15 protein-coding genes are annotated in these 16,390 nt (G+C 75.7%); 9 read left to right on the plus strand and 6 right to left on the minus strand.

From position 1 onward, the window contains the following. Positions 1 to 84 precede the first annotated feature (84 nt). Positions 85 to 3,021 carry a M36 family metallopeptidase gene (locus AC5L3Z_RS18040; protein ID WP_494843463.1) on the plus strand — a complete coding sequence of 979 codons (2,937 nt, stop codon included), beginning with the start codon at positions 85 to 87 and terminating at the stop codon, positions 3,019 to 3,021. 48 nt (positions 3,022 to 3,069) lie between these two features. On the opposite strand, the gene AC5L3Z_RS18045 is transcribed toward AC5L3Z_RS18040, so the two are convergent. Beyond that, a complete protein-coding gene (locus tag AC5L3Z_RS18045; RefSeq protein ID WP_494843465.1) occupies positions 3,070 to 3,903 on the minus strand; it encodes a hypothetical protein in 834 nt (277 codons plus the stop codon). Positions 3,904 to 4,081: 178 nt separating this feature from the next. Here AC5L3Z_RS18045 and AC5L3Z_RS18050 point away from each other — a divergent pair, with 178 nt between their 5' ends. From AC5L3Z_RS18050 to AC5L3Z_RS18065, 4 genes are all read left to right on the plus strand, one after another. After that, entirely contained in the window at positions 4,082 to 4,753 is a 672-nt protein-coding gene (locus AC5L3Z_RS18050) for a class I SAM-dependent methyltransferase (RefSeq protein ID WP_494843467.1), read from the plus strand. A 9-nt stretch (positions 4,754 to 4,762) separates the two neighbouring features. Next, positions 4,763 to 5,926 (plus strand): cytochrome P450, encoded by a 1,164-nt coding sequence (locus AC5L3Z_RS18055; RefSeq protein WP_494843469.1) that lies wholly within the window; start codon positions 4,763 to 4,765, stop codon positions 5,924 to 5,926. Positions 5,927 to 6,414: 488 nt separating this feature from the next. Continuing rightward, positions 6,415 to 7,338: an ATP-binding cassette domain-containing protein gene (locus AC5L3Z_RS18060; RefSeq protein ID WP_494843471.1), complete on the plus strand. Its 924-nt coding sequence runs from the start codon at positions 6,415 to 6,417 to the stop codon at positions 7,336 to 7,338. Then, on the plus strand, positions 7,335 to 8,135 hold the full coding sequence (locus AC5L3Z_RS18065; protein WP_494843473.1) for an ABC transporter permease: 801 nt from the start codon (positions 7,335 to 7,337) through the stop codon (positions 8,133 to 8,135). Before AC5L3Z_RS18060 ends, AC5L3Z_RS18065 begins: the two co-directional genes overlap by 4 nt. A gap of 21 nt (positions 8,136 to 8,156) precedes the next feature. Here the strand turns inward: AC5L3Z_RS18065 and AC5L3Z_RS18070 are convergent, their stop codons facing one another. From AC5L3Z_RS18070 to AC5L3Z_RS18085, 4 genes are read right to left on the minus strand one after another with little or no spacing between them, the layout of a single operon-like run. Next, positions 8,157 to 8,822, minus strand: coding sequence for a response regulator (locus AC5L3Z_RS18070; protein WP_494843475.1), 666 nt, complete (start codon positions 8,820 to 8,822; stop codon positions 8,157 to 8,159). Next, positions 8,819 to 10,351, minus strand: coding sequence for a sensor histidine kinase (locus AC5L3Z_RS18075; RefSeq protein ID WP_494843477.1), 1,533 nt, complete (start codon positions 10,349 to 10,351; stop codon positions 8,819 to 8,821). Before AC5L3Z_RS18075 ends, AC5L3Z_RS18070 begins: the two co-directional genes overlap by 4 nt. A 54-nt stretch (positions 10,352 to 10,405) precedes the next feature. Further along, the gene (gene bioD / locus AC5L3Z_RS18080; RefSeq protein WP_494843729.1) at positions 10,406 to 11,110 is read right to left on the minus strand and encodes a dethiobiotin synthase; all 705 of its coding nucleotides are present in this window, start codon (positions 11,108 to 11,110) and stop codon (positions 10,406 to 10,408) included. 57 nt (positions 11,111 to 11,167) lie between these two features. Next, positions 11,168 to 12,304, minus strand: a complete 1,137-nt coding sequence (locus AC5L3Z_RS18085) for an 8-amino-7-oxononanoate synthase (protein ID WP_494843479.1) — start codon at positions 12,302 to 12,304, stop codon at positions 11,168 to 11,170. A 182-nt stretch (positions 12,305 to 12,486) separates the two neighbouring features. Here AC5L3Z_RS18085 and bioB point away from each other — a divergent pair, with 182 nt between their 5' ends. The 3 genes from bioB to AC5L3Z_RS18100 are packed head-to-tail and all read left to right on the plus strand — an operon-like array spanning position 12,487 to position 14,205. Further along, complete coding sequence (gene bioB / locus AC5L3Z_RS18090) at positions 12,487 to 13,482, plus strand: biotin synthase BioB (RefSeq protein ID WP_494843481.1); 996 nt, start codon at positions 12,487 to 12,489, stop codon at positions 13,480 to 13,482. An 8-nt stretch (positions 13,483 to 13,490) separates the two neighbouring features. Next, positions 13,491 to 13,694: a biotin synthase auxiliary protein BsaP gene (bsaP, locus tag AC5L3Z_RS18095; protein WP_494843483.1), complete on the plus strand. Its 204-nt coding sequence runs from the start codon at positions 13,491 to 13,493 to the stop codon at positions 13,692 to 13,694. Positions 13,695 to 13,719: 25 nt separating this feature from the next. Further along, positions 13,720 to 14,205, plus strand: a complete 486-nt coding sequence (locus AC5L3Z_RS18100; RefSeq protein ID WP_494843485.1) for a GNAT family N-acetyltransferase — start codon at positions 13,720 to 13,722, stop codon at positions 14,203 to 14,205. 15 nt (positions 14,206 to 14,220) lie between these two features. Here AC5L3Z_RS18100 and AC5L3Z_RS18105 read toward each other — a convergent pair whose 3' ends face one another. Next, entirely contained in the window at positions 14,221 to 14,730 is a 510-nt protein-coding gene (locus AC5L3Z_RS18105; RefSeq protein WP_494843487.1) for a DUF488 domain-containing protein, read from the minus strand. Between the two features lie 568 nt (positions 14,731 to 15,298). Here AC5L3Z_RS18105 and AC5L3Z_RS18110 point away from each other — a divergent pair. Then, entirely contained in the window at positions 15,299 to 16,291 is a 993-nt protein-coding gene (locus tag AC5L3Z_RS18110) for a hypothetical protein (protein WP_494843489.1), read from the plus strand. Positions 16,292 to 16,390 lie beyond the last annotated feature (99 nt).

Raw genomic sequence — 16,390 nt, forward strand, 5'->3', positions numbered from 1 at the left:
GGACTGGTATCCACAGATGCGCATGCGTAACCACGCCTGCCCGGGCCGGCGTCGCGCCGGCCCTCGCTCCCACGAGGAGGTCCCGTGCCCAGACCGGAGTGGACAGCACCGACGAGCCGGCGCCGACGCCGGCTCGTCCCCGTACTGGCGACCGCCGCCGTGGTCGCCGCCCTGCTGCCCGGCGGCGCCAACGCCGCCGCCGCGCCGGGCGACGCGTCGGCCACGCCACCGGGCCGCTCCGGCCCGTTCGCCGAAGGCCACCACGAGGCCGCCGACGTCGACAACCGCGCCGGCACGGCCGCGCCCGACGCCCGCCAGCGCGGCACCGCCCGCCGGCTCGACAGCGGCGTACGGTGGAACCGGCTCGGCACCCCGCACGCGCTCGGCCCCACCCGTACCCCGCTCGCCACCGGCCTGCCGGCGGACCCGGAAGCGGCCGCCCGGCGCTACCTGACCGACAACCGCGACCTGTTCGGCCTCGACGAGGCGGCCGTCGCCGCCATGGACCGGGTGCTCGTCCGCCCGATCGGCGACGGCGCGGTGGTCACCCTGCGGCAGCGCTTCGGCGACCTGCCCGCCGGGCACGACGGCCTGGTCACCGTGGCGCTCGCCGACCGCGCGGTGCTCTCGGTCAGCTCCTCGCTGACCCGGGACACCTCGGCGCCGGCCCCGGCCACCCTCACCGACGAGCAGGCGTACGCCGCCGCCCTCGCCGACGCCGGCCTGGCCGCCGCCGAGGTGGCCCGGCACACCGTCCGGCCGGTCGCGGTGCCCACCCCGCTCGACGGCAACCGGGCCGCCTACGAGGTGAGCCTGATCGGATCGGAGAGCGACCACCCGACCGCCTTCACCACCTACGTCGACGGGATCACCGGGAAGGTGCTGGTCCGGGAGGACCTGGTCGACTTCGACTCGGACAACCCGAGCTGGGCGGTCTACCCGGCCACCCCACCCACCGGTGCCGCCCCCGGGACCGACGAGCGGGTGCGCTGGTGCGGCGACCCCGCGCCCGGCTGCGCCGCCGCCTTCCGTGACCCGGCCACCGGCCAGCCCTGGGACGTCGACGCGGCCACCGGCACGACGACCGCCACCACCCGCGGCAACTCCGCCAACACGGTCGTCTCCTGGGGCGCGGGCAGCCCGATGCTCCCGGCCCCGGCCAGCCCGGAACGCCGCTACGAGTACCCCTTCACCGACCAGTGGCACCAGGCCCGCTGCAACCCGGCGGTCTTCACCTCCGCCCAGCGCAACGACGCCGACGCCGCCGTCGCGAACCTCTTCGCCATGCACAACCGGATGCACGACTGGGCCTGGCACCTGGGCTTCACCGAGGCGACCTGGAACCTCCAGGCGGTCAACCTCACCCCCGCCGGCCTCGGCGGCGACGCCGAGCAGGGGCGGGCCCAGCAGGGCGCGCTCAGCGGCAACCGCAACAACGCCAACCAGGGCACGCCCCGCGACGGCCTCCCGCCGACCACCAACATGTACCTGTGGCAGCCGCAGGCCGGCGGACCGTACCCGCCGTGCGTCGACGGCGACTACGACATGACGGTGATCGGGCACGAGTACACCCACGCCATCACCAACCGGATGATCGCCGGCCCGGACAGCGGCATCGGCGGCCACCAGGGTGGCGCCATGGGCGAGTCGTGGAGCGACCTGCTCGCCGCGGAGTACCTCTACGAGCACGGCCTGCGGGCCCCCGGCGAAACGCCCTTCGTCACCGGCGGGTACGTCACCGGCAACCTGGTCAGCGGCATCCGCAACCACGACTTCAGCCGCAGCCCGCTCAACTACTCCGACGTCGGCTACAACACCGCCGGCCCGGCCGTGCACGCCGACGGCGAGATCTGGAGCGCCACCAACTTCCGGATCCGCTCCGCCCTGGTCAAGCGGTACGGCCTGGGCACCCCGCAGCGGCAGCTGGCGTGCGCGCAGGGCAAGGTCGCGGCGGAGCAGTGCCCGGGCAACCGGCGCTGGGCGCAGCTGGTCTTCGACTCGTTCCTGCTCCAGGCCGCCAGCCAGGTCAGCATGCTCGACATGCGGGACAACCTGCTCACCGCCGACCTGCTCCGCTTCGGCGGGGCCAACCAGGAGCTGATCTGGGCCGAGTTCGCCCGCTCCGGGATGGGCCGGGACGCCGTCACCAACGGCGCCACCGACACCGACCCGACGCCCAGCTTCGCCAGCCCGGCCGGCGGCAACGCCACCCTCACCCTGCGCCCGAAGGGCGACAGCGCCGAGGCGCCGATCCGGCTCTACGTCGGCGCCTACGAGGCCCGGGCCACCCCGATCGCCGACACCGACCCGGCCACCCCGCTGCCGGACACCTTCGAGGCGGTCGCCGGGACGTACCCGCTGCTGGCGGTCGCGCCCGGCTTCGGCCACCAGCGGCTCAGCGTGGTCGCCGAGGCGGGCCGACAGGGGTACGTCGACCTGCGGCTGAGCCGCAACCTGGCCTCCACCGCCTCCGGCGCCACCATCACCGGCGACGGGGTCAACCTGGACCGGATCGGCGACGACACCGAGGCCACCAACTGGGCGTCGCTGACCGGGGTGGCCGGCAAGGGAGTCACCGTGGCGCTGCCCGGCGACGCGCCCCAGGTGGTCAAGCGGGTCAACGTGAGCGCCATGCTCCGCCCGGCGATCACCGGGGACGCCGACGCGGGCGGGCAGAACGCGCTGAGCGCCCTGCGCTCGTTCGCCGTGCTCGCCTGCAACGCGAAGACCACCGACTGCGCCGACCCGGCCCGCTGGGAACGGATCCACACCAGCCCCGCCGACGCGTTCCCGGGCGGGAAGTACCGGGCGTACACCCGGGACATCAACCTGCGCTCGTTCCCGGTGCCGACGACGCTCGCCACCCACCTGCGTCTGGAGGTGCTGACCAGCCAGTGCACCGGTGGGCCGGCGTACGCCGGTGAGCAGGACGACGACCCGGCGACCAGCACCGACTGCGCGACCAACAGCCCGGCCCGCGACCAGGTCCGGGTCGCCGAGTTCCAGGTGTTCTCGAAGTGACCCCCGCCGGGGTCGGGCGGTCCGCCGCCCGGCCCCGGCGGCCCCGGATCAGCGCCGGGGCGACGTCCAGCGGCCCGGTGCGCGTTCGAACGGCCGCCCGCCCTCCGGCGCCCCGTCGGCCGTTCGGGTGAGCTGCCGCAGCCGCAGCAGCAGCCCCACGCCGAGGAAGAGCAGCAGCCCGCCGAGCAGGAAGGCGGCCTGGACCAGCCCGAAGCCGCCGGGGCGGGACGCCGCCCGGTTGGCCGTGGCCGGCGGGGGCACCTCGGCCACCGCCTCCTCGGTCGGGGCGGCCGCCTCCTCCGTCGGCTCCACCGTCGGCTCGGCCGGCACCGTCGACCCGGACGGCTCCGGGGTCGGGGTGTCCGCCGTCGCGAGACCCACCACCTCCCGGGTCGCCGTCCGGCTGGCGAGCAGTCGCAGGCCGGCGTCGTACGCCTCGGCGGCGAGGGTCAACCGTCCCCGGGTGACGTCCTCGGCGAAGGCCACCCGGTAGCGGGCGGTGACCGTGCGGTCCGGGCAGAGGGTGCCGGGGTCGAGCTGCCGGTCGGTGAGCCGGGCGACGGCTCCCTCCGCGCGGATCTCCAGCGGGAAGGAGCCGGACTCCTCGACCCGGTCCATCTTCACCTGGTCCAGCCGGAGGCCGCCGGCGACGGTGAGCACCATCGACCAGCGGACCTTCACACACCCGCGCCCGCTGTCGCGGGACACCACCGCGGAGACCGTCCGCACCTGGTCGCCCGCGGTGAACTCCTCGGGCAGGCCGCTCAGCTCGGTGGCGAAGCCCGGCGCCGCCGACGCCGGCACGGGCGCCGCCAGCCCTGTCCCCGACAGGCAGGCCAGCACCACCCCGACCCGCAGCGCGTTCCGCCACACCGTCACCACCGCCTCGTCCTTTCGTCGGTCCTGTCCACCCGCCACGCTATGAGCGGGCAGGGGAAGCCGGTAGACGGGCGTGTTCGCGTAGATCGTGAAGTCCGGGGCCGGTTATCACCGACAGTGGTGAACCGGTCACGGTCGACCCGCGACACGCCGGGCGGGCCGGCCGGGGGAGAATCCTCGGATGTCCGACCTCTCCGCGGCCTTCGTCCGGCTGCACGCCCGGCTCACCCCGGTGGCCTTCGTCCCCGAGGTACGGCTGCACCAGGCCGACGAGCCGATCGGGCTCTGGGAGCTGACCGAGGGCGAGTTCCGCAGCGCCCAGCCGCCCCCGTTCTGGGCCTTCGCCTGGGCCGGCGGGCAGGGGCTGGCCCGGTACGTCACCGACCACCCGGAGCTGGTCGCCGGCCGCCGGGTGCTCGACCTGGCCTCGGGCTCCGGCCTGGTCGCGATCGCCGCCGCCCGCGCCGGCGCCGCCGCGGTCCGCGCCGTCGAGGTGGACGAGCGGGCCGTCGCGGCGGTCACGCTCAACGCCGAGGCCAACGGGGTACGCGTCGACGCGGAGCTGGGCGACATCCTCGACGGCGACGCCGGCGACGCCGAGGTCGTGCTCGCGGGCGACGTCTTCTACAGCGAGGCGATGGCGCGGCGGATGCTGCGCTTCCTGCTGCGGGCGGCCCGCTCCGGCGGCGCCCGGGTGCTGGTCGGCGACCCGGGCCGGGCCTTCCTGCCCCGGGAACGGTTCCACGAGCTGGCCGCCTACGAGGTCCCCGTGTCGGAGGCGCTGGAGAGCGTACGGGTGAAGCGCACCACCGTCTGGGAGCTGAACGCGGCCCTGCCCGGAGCCGCCCGTTAGCGTGTCCGCGTGCTGTTCCGGAGCTGGGACGAGTCCGTCGACGAACGGTGGCCCGACGTGGCCACGGTCGCCGACCACGTCGGGGTCGACCATCTCGTGGTGACCCGGCACGCGCTGGTCCGGCAGGTCCTCGCCGACCCGGCGACCTGGCGGCCGGAGAACGCCCTGGACGCGGTGACCCCGATGCCGGTGGCGGCCCTGCGGATCCTCGCCCGGCACCGCTTCCGGTTGCCACCGACCCTGGCCAACAACTCGGGGCCCGGTCACCCGCAGATCCGGGGCATCGTCGCCGAGGCGCTGCACCCGGACCGGGTGGCCGCCCTGCGACCCTGGCTGACCGACCTGGTCCGCGCTCGGGTGGCGCGGCTGGCCGACGCGCTGGACGCCGGCGAGCCGGTCGACCTGTACGCCACCCTCGCCGCCGACCTCCCACTGCTGGCGCTGGCCCGCCTGGTGGCGCTGCCGGACGCCCCGGTCGGCACGGTCAAGGAGTTCGCCCGGGCCGCGCTGGAGCTGTTCTGGGCACCGCTGGACGCCGACCGGCAGCAGGCCCTCGCCACCGAAGTGGGCCGGTTCCACACCGTGCTGCGAGACTTCGCCGCCACCGGGGGTGGGCTGGCCGCGTCGCTGCGGGCCGCCGGGCACTCCCCCGACGTGGTGGTCGGCGCGCTGTTCTTCCTGCTGGTCGCCGGCCAGGAGACCACCTCGCAGTTCCTCACCCTGCTGCTGCACCGGCTCACCGGCGAGCCGGAGGTCCGCGCCGGGCTGCGCGCGGGCACCGTCTCGGTCGCCGACGTGGTCGAGGAGGGGCTGCGACTGGAACCGCCGATCGTGACCTGGCGGCGGGTGGCCGCGGTGGACACCACGCTGGGCGGGACCGCGGTGGCGGCGGGCACCAGCGTGGTGCTCTGGCTGGCCCGCGCCGGACGCGACCCGGAGGTGGTGGCCACGCCGGACGCGTTCCGGCCGGGGCAGCGCGGGTCCCGCCGGCACCTGGCCTTCGGGGCGGGCGCGCACCGCTGCGTCGGCGCGCAACTGGCCCGGATGGAGGCGGCGGTGGTGGTGGCCGAGGCCGCCCCGCTGCTCGACGGGGTGACCGTGGTACGTCCACCGTGGTGCCCGGACAACCTCACCTTCCGGATGCCGGACGCCTTCGTGATCCGCCGGCGCTGACCGCTCCGCCCGTGCCGGACATCGCGGCCCGCTGACGGTCGCACCGCCCACGGTCGCACCGCTGAGGGTCGCACCGCTGAGGGTCGCACCGCCGACGGTCGCACCGCCCCACGCCGACGCGGCCCTCTCCACCCGGTGGCGCCGGCCCGTGGCCGGGCCGGCCACCTTGCCCGGATCCTTTAGAGCTGATGTCACGAACGACATCAAACGTCCAGGCGCCTGATGTCGTTCGTGACATCAGCTCTGAAGGACGAGCAGCACGGTCGTCCGGCCGGCCGACCGGACGACCCCCACAACGGCCCGACCGGCGGGTGCACCCGAGCGGTTCCCGGTAATCGGGTGCGCCGTCCGACCCCGGCCGCCGGTGCGACGGCATACGACACACGGCACACGGCACACGGCGCGACAGGAGCACCTGACGAAAGTCGGGTGGGGCGGAGGCCGATCGGCAGCGGCGAGGCCGGCCCGCCGGTTCCTACCGTCAACGCATGATCACATTACGTGGGTTGACGAAGAGGTTCGGGGCGGTGACGGCCGTCGACGACCTGACCGTCGACATCGCACCCGGGCGGGTCACCGGATTCCTCGGCCCCAACGGCGCGGGCAAGTCCACGACCATGCGTATGGTGCTCGGCCTGGACCAACCGACCGCCGGCCGGGCCCTGGTCGGCGGGCGCGCGTACCGGGAGCTGCGCCATCCGCTGCGGGAAGTGGGGGCGCTGCTCGACGCCCGGGCGATCCACCCCGCCCGGGCGGGCCGGGCGCACCTGCTGGCGATGGCCCGCAGCAACGGCATCCCGGCCGGCCGCGTCGACGAGGTGCTGGCCGTGGCCGGCCTCGACGACCGGGCCGCCGCCAAGCCGGGGCGGGCCCTGTCGCTCGGCATGGCGCAGCGGCTCGGCATCGCCGCCGCGCTGCTCGGCGACCCGCCGGTGCTCATGTTCGACGAGCCGGTCAACGGCCTCGACCCGGACGGCGTGCGCTGGATCCGGCAGCTCACCGCCGGCCTCGCCGCCGAGGGACGGACCGTCCTGCTCTCCAGCCACCTGATGAGCGAGATGGAGCAGACCGCCGCCCACCTGGTGGTGATCGGCAAGGGACGCCTGATTGCCGACGCGCCCGTCGCGGAGGTGCTCGCCACGGCGGCCACCGCCGCCGTGCGGGTGCGCGGGCCACGCCCGGAGGCGCTCTCCGCGCTGGCCGCACGGCTCACCGCCGAGGGGTGCACGGTCACGGTCAAGGGCGCCCGGGACCTCGCCGTCGCCGGGGCCACCGCCGCCCGGATCGGCGACCTGGCGTACGAGCTGGGCGTGCCGCTGCACGAGCTGACCCCGGTGGCCGTCACGCTGGAACAGGCGTTCCTGCGGTTGACCGGCGACGCGGTCGAGTACGCGGCGGGAGGTGCGCGGTGACCTCGCTCTCCCCCAACCGCCCGGCCGGCCGGGGCGGCGGGCTCGCCGGCGCGGTGGCCGCCGAGTGGACCCGGCTCTGGTCGGTGCGGGCCACCTGGTGGACCCTGCTGGCCGGCGTGCTGCTGATGGCCGCCACCTCGGCGCAGCTGGCCATCTACGCGGCCAACGCCAACACCAACGACGACCCGGCCGACGACCGGGGCGTGGTCACCGTGGGCAGTGTGCTCTTCGGTGCGCTGGAACTCACCCAGTACGCGGTGCTGGCGCTCGGCCTGCTCGCCATCACCAGCGAGTACGCCACCGGCACCATCCGCAGCACCCTGCAGGGCACCCCGTCGCGGGGGCGGATGCTGCTGGCCAAGGCGGCCGTGGCCGGCGCGGTGACGTTCGCCTTCGGGCTGCTGCTCGGCCTGGTCGGGGTCCTCGCGGCCGGTCCGCTGCTCGGCGAGTGGGGTCGCGCGCCGCTGGCCGGCACGCTCCGCGACGTGCTGGCCACGGCGGCGTACCTGGCGCTGGTGGGGGTGTTCGCCCTCGGCCTCGGGGCGGCGCTGCGCAGCGCGGTGCTGACCCTGACCGTGCTCTTCGCCGTGCTGATGATCGTGCCGCTGTCGCTGCGGGAACCGGACATCACCGTGCTCACCCGGATCTCCGACGCCTTCCCCGGCGTCGCCGGCGGGCACTTCCTGGCCGGGGAGACCGACCCGTACCCGCCGGTGGTGGGTCTGGCGCTGCTGGCCGGCTGGGCCGTCGCGGCGCTGGCGCTCGGCCGGGCCGCGCTGCGCCGCCGCGACGCCTGAGCCAGGGGCGGGGCCGGCCGGTCAGCCGGCCAGCCCCGCCTCGTACGCGATGATCGCCGCCTGCACCCGGTTCCGCACGTCCAGCCGGGTGAAGATGCTGGTCAGGTAGCCCTTCACGGTGCCCTCGGTGAGGAAGAGCCGGCGGGCGATCTCGGCGTTGGACAGCCCCGCCCCGACCAGGCCGAGCACCTCGCGTTCCCGGTCGGTGAGCCCGGCGGTGCGGTCCCGGGCCGCCGGCACCCGGGCCATCCGGTCGCCGTTGAGCTCGATCACCCGCCGGGCCACCCGCGGCGACAGGTACGCCCCGCCGTCGGCGACCGCCCGTACCCCGGTGATCAGCTCCCGGGGGTCGCCGGCCTTGAGCAGGAAGCCGCTGGCGCCGTGACCGAGCGCCCGGGCCACGTGCTCGTCCTCGCCGAACGTGGTGAGCATGACGGTGGCCGTCGCGGGCACCAGCCGCCGGATCTCCGCGGCGGCGGCGAGGCCGTCCAGCTTCGGCATCCGGATGTCCAGCAGCGCGACCCGGGGTCGGTGGGCCCGGGTGAGCTCCACCGCGGCCCGCCCGTCGCCGGCCTCGGCGACCACCTCGATACCGGGGTCGGCGGCGAGGATGGCCCGCACCCCGGCCCGGACCATCGCCTCGTCGTCGGCGAGCAGCACCCTGACCGGCCCGTCGTCGGCGGTCATGTCGTCGTCCGTCCCTTGCTGGCCAGGCGGTCGTCGGCGAAGCAGAGCCGCCAGGTCGGCTGGGCCAGCGGGAAGTCGCCGTCGGTGTAGAACTCGCAGGTCACCCCGGCGGGCGGCCTCGGCGCGTCGACGGGCGGCTCGACCTGCCGGCGGGGCAGCCCGGACAGCTCCGCCCGGGGCGTGCCGATCCGCATCCGCTCGAACGTCGGGCCGTCCAGCACCGCCCCGGTGGTGACGACCGGGTAGTAGACCAGCGAGAGCAGCAGCGCCACCGCCGGTGGCGCGGCCAGCGCGGCGAGCAGGCTGCGCCGCACCCCGCGCCGGGCGTCGCGCAGTCGTCCGGGCTCCCCGGGCCGTCCCGTGTCCCCGGGTTCGGGACGTGGTGGGAGATCCGGGGCACCGGCCGCCAGCGGCAACCCGGCCGCCACCGCGAAGCCCCCGTCGCCGGTCGGGCCGGCGTCGAGGGTGCCGCCGGCCAGCCGTACCCGCTCGCGGAGCGCCACCAGGCCGGAGCCGTTCGCGGGCGGCCCGGGCAGCGGGCCGGCCGGCGGTGGCGCGTTCACCACCCGCACCCGCATCAGACCTTCGGCACCGGTGAGGGTCACGGTGACCGGGGCGCCGGGGGCGTACCGGGCGGCGTTGGTGAGCGCCTCCCGGACCACCCGGTGCGCGGCGTGCGCGGTCAGCTCCGGCAGGTCGGCGACGTCCGGCGTGGCCTGCAGGCGCACCGCCATGCCCGCCTCGCGGGCACCCTCGACGAGGTCGGCGACGCTCTCCCGGGCGGGGCGGGTGGTGGCCGGGGCGTCCGCTTCGCGGAGCACCCCGATGATCCGGTGCAGCCGCTCGGTGGCCCCCGCCACGCTGGCCCGCAGCTCACCGGCGGCGGCCCGGTGTCGCGGGTCGAGGTCCCCGGCGACCTCCAGGGCGGCGGCGCGCAGCGCGATCAGGCTCAGCTCGTGACCGAGCGAGTCGTGCATCTCCTGAGCGATCCGGGCCCGCTCCCGCAGCCGGATCCGCTCGGCGGCGCCCCGCTGCTCCCGTTGCACCGCCTCGGCGTGCTCCCACCCGGCCAGCACCAGCGCCTGTTGCTGCCGCCGGTACCGGCCGACCAGCCAGGGGAACACCCCGGCGCCCAGCAGCACGCAGCTGAGCAGGAACCAGGTGGCCATGCCGGTGTCCAGCAGCGCCAGGTGCAGCACCGTGCCACCGGCCGCCACCGCGGCGAAGAGCGCCCCGGCGGGGGCGGCCCGTTCGTCGCGCCGCCCGGCCAGGTAGCTGAACACCATCAGGGCGAAGACGAAGTTGCCGTCCACCACCGAACCGAGCAGCACCAGCACCACGGCCACCGCCGGCAGCCGCCGGCCCACCGCGACCGCCACCGCCAGCAGCAGCACCGAGCCGACCAGCAGCGGTACCACCCAACGCTCGTACGGCGGGGTCAGCCGGGCGTACGCCACCGGGGCGGCGAGCCCGGCCCAGAGCGCCAGGTCGCCGGCCACCTGCCGGCGCCGGATTCCACGTTCGCGCACGTCGGCCAGGCTACCGACGCCCGACAGGCCCGGGCACCGACGAAGGTCAGGTGGTCAGCTGATGTCCTCGGCCCAGGCCCGCCAGTCGTCCAGCACCCCGTAGAGGGCCGGCGTGAGCCAGCCGGGCGCGGAGCGCCGGAAGACGCCCGGGTCCATCGACCCGGCGCCCGTGGGCAGCGCGCCGAGCAGGTTCGGCAGCAGGTCCGTGAGGTTGGTCCAGTGGACCAGCTCCGGCTCCGTCGGCCAGGCGCCGATCACCACGCCGGCCGGGATGGCCCGCCGTTCGAGCGCCTCCAGGGTCAGCGCGGTGTGGTTGAGGGTGCCCAACCCGGCGCGGGTCACCACCACGGCCGGGGCGCCGAGCGAGACCGCCAGGTCGGCCACCGTCCACGGCTCACCGGAGGGACGCAACCCCATCGGTACGAGCAGCCCGCCGGCCCCCTCGACGAGCACCAGGTCGTGCTTGTCGACCTCCTCGCGGATCGCGTCGACGGCGGTGTAGAGCTCCAGCGGCTCCAGCTCGGCGACCCGGGCCGCGGCGAGCGGGGCGAGCGGGTCCGGATAGCTGGCCAGGGTGCGGCCGGTCAGCGGGGCGGCCAGCCGCGTCACCGAGTCCACGTCACCGGGCTCGCCGGTGGCCGTACCCGTCTGGCCGGCCTTGACCACCGCGACCCGCAGGCCGGCGGCCTGCGCGGCGGCCGCGACCGCCGCGGTCACCACCGTCTTGCCCACCTCGGTGTCGGTGCCGGTGACCAGCACCGCACCCTTCCACGGCGTCGTCACGCCGACACCTCCGGCCCGTTCACGGCACCACGCTCATGGGGCGCACTCCACGATGATCTCCAAAGCCCGTTCGAAGTCCGCCCGCGACACCCCGGCGGAGATGGTGAGCCGCAGCCGGGACCGGTTGTCCGGGGTGGACGGCGGGCGGAAACAGCCGACCGCGACACCGCGGTCACGGCAGTCCGCCGCCCAGGCGGTGGCGGCCTCCGGCCCGGGCGCGGTCACCGACACCACCGCCGCGTCGGGGGCCGACACGGTGAGCCCCGCCGCACGCAGCCGGCGCACCGCCAGGGCGGCCCGGTCGGCCAACTCCGCCCGCAGGTCGTCACCGGCGCGGGCCAGCGCGACGGCGGCGTGCACCCCGGCGGCGACCGCCGGCGGCGGTGCGGTGTCGAAGATGAACGTCCGGCCGGTCTCCACCAGGTGTCGGACCAGCTCCGCCGGACCCGCGACCACCCCACCGGCGCCCCCGAGCGCCTTGGAGAGGGTCGCGGTGACCACCACGTCCGGCTGGCCGGCGAGACCCGCGGCGGCGACCCCGCCGGCGCCGGCCGGGCCGGTGACGCCGAGCGCGTGCGCGTCGTCGACCAGCAGCAGCGCGCCGTGCCGGCGGGCGACGGCGTGCAGCGCGGCCAGCGGCGCCAGGTCGCCGTCGACGGAGAAGACCGACTCGGTGACCACGACGGCGGGCCGGCCGGGGGCGGCGGCGAGCGCGGCGGCCACCGCGTGCACGTCGGCGTGCGGGGTGACCACCGTCTCCGCGCCGGAGATCCGGCAACCGTCGATCAGGGAAGCGTGGTTGTGGGCGTCGGAGACGAGCAGCGTATTGGGTCGCACCAGGGCCCGGACCGCGCCGAGGTTGGCCAGGTAGCCGGAGGAGAAGACCAGGGCCCGGTCGGTGCCGAGCCAGGCGGCGAGGGCGTCCTCCAACGCGTGGTGGGCGGCGGTGGAGCCGCGCACCAGCCGCGACCCGGTCGCCCCCAGCCCGTACGCGGACAACGCCCGCGCCGCGGCGGCGACGACCTCGGGGTGGGTGGCCAGGCCGAGGTAGTCGTTGCCGGCCAGGTCGACGACCGCGTCGCCGGCGGCGCGGGGCCGCAGGGTGCGGGTGAGCCCCGCCTTGGCCCGCAGCTGGGCCCGGCGGTCGAGCGCCGCCAGCCAGTCCGCCACCGTCACTCCCCACGCCGTCGGCCAGTTCCGCCGGGCGAAGTTACCACCCCCCGCCGTGGGCCCCGCGATTCCACTCGGTCCGCCTCGACCTCGGCCTCGCCGGCCGCCCGACCTCGTCGAACCGGCGGGGCCGGGGGAAGCGGCCATTTCTCCCCGCCGGGCGGCCTTGTAGGGTACGAGCCATGCCAGAGATCCTCGACCAGGCCCGCACCCAGGTGCTGGAGAACGGTGTCGGCCTCGACCAGGCCGGCGTCCTCGCCGTGCTGAACCTGCCCGACGAAGACGTACCCGCCGCCCTCCAGCTCGCCCACGAGGTGCGGATGCGCTGGTGCGGCCCGGAGGTCGAGGTCGAGGGCATCGTCTCGCTGAAGACCGGCGGCTGCCCGGAGGACTGCCACTTCTGCTCGCAGTCCGGCCTGTTCACCTCCCCGGTCCGGTCGGTCTGGCTGGACATCCCCTCGCTGGTCGAGGCGGCTAAGCAGACCGCGGCGACCGGGGCGACGGAGTTCTGCATCGTGGCCGCCGTGCGCGGCCCGGACGCCCGCCTGATGAAGCAGATGCGCGAAGGGGTCGCCGCCATCAAGGCGGAGGTCGACATCCAGGTCGCCGCGTCGCTGGGCATGCTCAGCCAGGAGCAGGTCGACGAGCTGGTCGACATGGGCGTGCACCGCTACAACCACAACCTGGAGACCTGCCGCTCCTACTTCCCCAACGTGGTCACCACCCACTCGTGGGAGGAGCGCTGGGAGACGCTGCGGATGGTCCGCGAGTCCGGCATGGAGGTCTGCTGCGGCGGCATCCTGGGCCTGGGCGAGACGGTGGAGCAGCGCGCCGAGTTCGCCGCGCAGCTCGCCGAGCTGGACCCGCACGAGGTGCCACTGAACTTCCTCAACCCCCGCCCGGGCACCCCGCTGGGTGACCGTCCGGTGGTGGAGGGCAAGGACGCGCTGCGCGCCATCGCCGCGTTCCGGCTGGCCATGCCGCGCACCATCCTCCGGTACGCGGGCGGTCGCGAGATCACCCTCGGCGACCTGGGCACCCGCGACGGCCTGCTGGGCGGCATCAACGCGGTGATCGTCGGCAACTACCTGACCACGCTGGGCCGGCCGGCGACCGCCGACCTGGAACTGCTGGACGACCTGAAGATGCCCGTCAAGGCGCTCTCCGTCACCCTGTGAGGTAGCCGGTGACCGAGTTGGCCGAACCCACGGCGACCTGGTGCGACCGCTGCGGCGAATCCGCCGCGGCGGGCCCGCACCCGGGGTGCGCGACGGCGCGGGCGTTGGAGCCGCCCCGGTACTGCGGGCACTGCCGGCGCCGGATGAAGGTGCAGGTGCTGCCGGTCGGCTGGTCGGCGGCCTGCGTCGAGCACGGCGAGCTGCGGGGCTGAACCGGTGCTGCGGGGGCGGTCGGTCATGTTGCGTCCGGTGACGGACGCCGACGTGTCCGCCCTCGCCGCGATCCGCGCCGCCCCCGAGGTCCGCCGCTGGTGGCGCGGGGGCGACGACCTCGCCGCGGCCGTCCGCGCCGACCTCGCCGACGACGACCTCACGGTGTACGCCATCGAGCACGACGGCCGGGTCGTCGGGGCGATCCAGTGGTTCGAGGAGTCCGACCCGGACTACCGGCACGCCGCGCTGGACATCTTCCTCGACCCGGCCGTGCACGGCGCCGGGCTGGGTGGGGACGCCGTCCGCACCCTGGCCCGGCACCTGATCGACGAGCACGGCCACCACCGGCTCACCATCGACCCGGCGGCGGCCAACACCCCGGCCATCCGCGCCTACGCCAAGGTCGGCTTCCGCCCGGTCGGCATCCTGCGCCGCTACGAGCGGGGCGCGGACGGCCGCTGGCAGGACGGCCTGCTGATGGACCTGCTCGCCGACGAACTCGCCGACTGACGCTGGCGGCCCTTCTCAGCCGTCCCAGACGAGGTCCTGTTCGTGGGCCCGGCGGGCACCGGCGGCGGGCCGGTGCGGGCTGAGCCGACCGTCGGGCATCAGGTGGCGCACGGGGACGCCGTGGCCGAGGACCGCGACGTCGGCGATCAGCCGGCGGTGGCAGCGCCACCACACGCTCTCGCTGCACATCACCGCGGTGGTCCGGGCCGCCGCGTCGGCCAGCACCGCGCGCAGCGCCGCCCGGAAGTCGGGGGTCCGGGTGTACGCCGCGTACGCCCGGAAGGCCGGGACGGTCCACCAGCTGTCCGGCTCGGGCTGCCCGGCGGGGACGTGCCGTCGTCCGCCGAGTCGGTCCTCCCACCGGTAGTCGATCCCCGCCGCGGGCAGCCACTGCTCCAGCTCTTCCCGCCGGACGTCCGGGTTGGTCCGACTGGCCGGGAACCGCCGCACGTCCACCACGAGCGTGGCCCCTGCCGCGGCGAGCAGCTCACCCAACCGCGCCCGACCGCTCGCCCCGTGTCCCACCGTCAGCAACCCTGCCGCCACACCCCCAGCATCCCCCGAACCAGCACCGCGTACCCGCCGAGCGGACGGCAGGATCCGCGCAACGTCGAGGAGGTGCTGCCCCCGGGCGTGGCGAGGCGACATCCTCCGTGACGTGGTGCGGCTCCTGGCGGAGGGAGTGCTCACCCACCCGCGGCTGCCAGGTGTCGAGTTTGCCAGCGACTGACCCGACCACCCCTATCAGGCGGTCGGGTCGCTGCTCTCGGGCGGGCTGGCCGACTGCGGCGCAGGGGAGGTCGGGCTCTGGCTGTCGGTGGGGCTGCTCGCCGCCGCGGGGGCTGGTCGCGCTGCGCCAACGTGACCAACCCGGGCCGGTACGCAGGGCGCCGGCGCGCCGGCGCTGGCCGCCCACCGCTGACGACGGCCCGGTCAGACGCGAGCCTTCGCGGCCCAGGCCGGTCAGGCGCGAGCCGTCCCCCACGCGGGCCGGTCAGGTGCGTACCCCGTCGTAGACGACGAAGAGCACCACCGCCCGCTTTGAATCTTGGACGGTTGCCGTCCGACCGGGACGGCAACTGTCCAAGATCTGGTGGCGTGGTCGGGGCTCGCCGACGAGGGTCGGGTGGTGCTCACTCTTCCGGCCGACGACGCCGACGCGCTGGACTGGCTCGCCTTCGAGCAGGCCGGCGTGGTCACCACCGCCCAGGCGACCCGGCTCCTGACCGAAGGCACGGTTCGGGGTCTGGTCCGCTCCGGCCGCTGGCGTTCGATCTGCCGCGGGATCCTGCTCACCGGCAACGGTCGGCTGACCCGGGACCAGCAGTTGTGGGTGGCCGTACTCGCCGCGGGCCCGAACGCGGTGCTGGCCGGTACGACCGCCGCCACCGAGGCGGGGGTGCGGGGACTACGGCGGGAGCCGCTGCACGTGCTGGTACCCGCGACGCGCCGCGCCGCCCGGACGGTGCTGCGCCGGATGCCGATCGACATGGCGCCCGTCATCGTGCACCGCACGTCGGTGCTGCCCGAGGCACATCTGCAACTCGGCCGTCCCACCCGCACCACGACGGCTCGGGCACTGGTGGACGCGGTGGGCTGGGCGCGCGACGTCGAGGAGGCACAGTCGACGCTCGCCGCCGGCTGCCAACAGCGCCGGGTCACGCCGGAGGAGATCCGGGCGGTGGTCGACGCGCTGCCCCGCGCCCCCCGTCGCCTCCTGATCCGGCAGACCGTCGCCGACATCGCCGGCGGAGCGGAGGCCCTGTCGGAGATCGACTTCGTCCGGTTGTGCCGCCGCCACAGCCTGCCCCGGCCCGACCTGCAACATCGACGCACCGACGCCACCGGGCGGACCCGCTGGCTGGACGCGTACTGGCGGGAGTGGGGGTTGCACGTGGAGATCGACGGAGCGCACCACATGGACGTCCGGCACTGGGCCGCCGACATGCAACGGCAGAACGACGTCTGGACGTCGGGCGACCGCATCCTCCGCTTCCCGGCCTGGCTCGTCCGCACCCGCCCCACCGAGGTCGCCACCACTCTCCGCCGGGCCCTCACCGCCGCCGGCTGGCGACCGTACCTGTAGATCTTGGACAGTTGCCGTCCGGACCGAGCGGCAACTGTCCAAGATCTGGTCAGGCGACCGCGCGGGGGACGGTGACCGACGGGCGCGCGGGTGGCGTTG

It is taken from the genome of Micromonospora sp. LZ37, from assembly GCF_059359015.1.

Bases quoted from the DNA above. Each gene is read 5' to 3' on its own strand.
- AC5L3Z_RS18050 (WP_494843467.1), top strand. From the start codon at position 4,082: ATGTCCGACCTCTCCGCGGCCTTCGTCCGGCTGCACGCCCGGCTCACC.
- AC5L3Z_RS18060 (WP_494843471.1), top strand. From the start codon at position 6,415: ATGATCACATTACGTGGGTTGACGAAGAGGTTCGGGGCGGTGACGGCC.
- AC5L3Z_RS18070 (WP_494843475.1), bottom strand. From the start codon at position 8,822: ATGACCGCCGACGACGGGCCGGTCAGGGTGCTGCTCGCCGACGACGAG.
- bioB (WP_494843481.1), top strand. From the start codon at position 12,487: ATGCCAGAGATCCTCGACCAGGCCCGCACCCAGGTGCTGGAGAACGGT.
- AC5L3Z_RS18100 (WP_494843485.1), top strand. From the start codon at position 13,720: ATGTTGCGTCCGGTGACGGACGCCGACGTGTCCGCCCTCGCCGCGATC.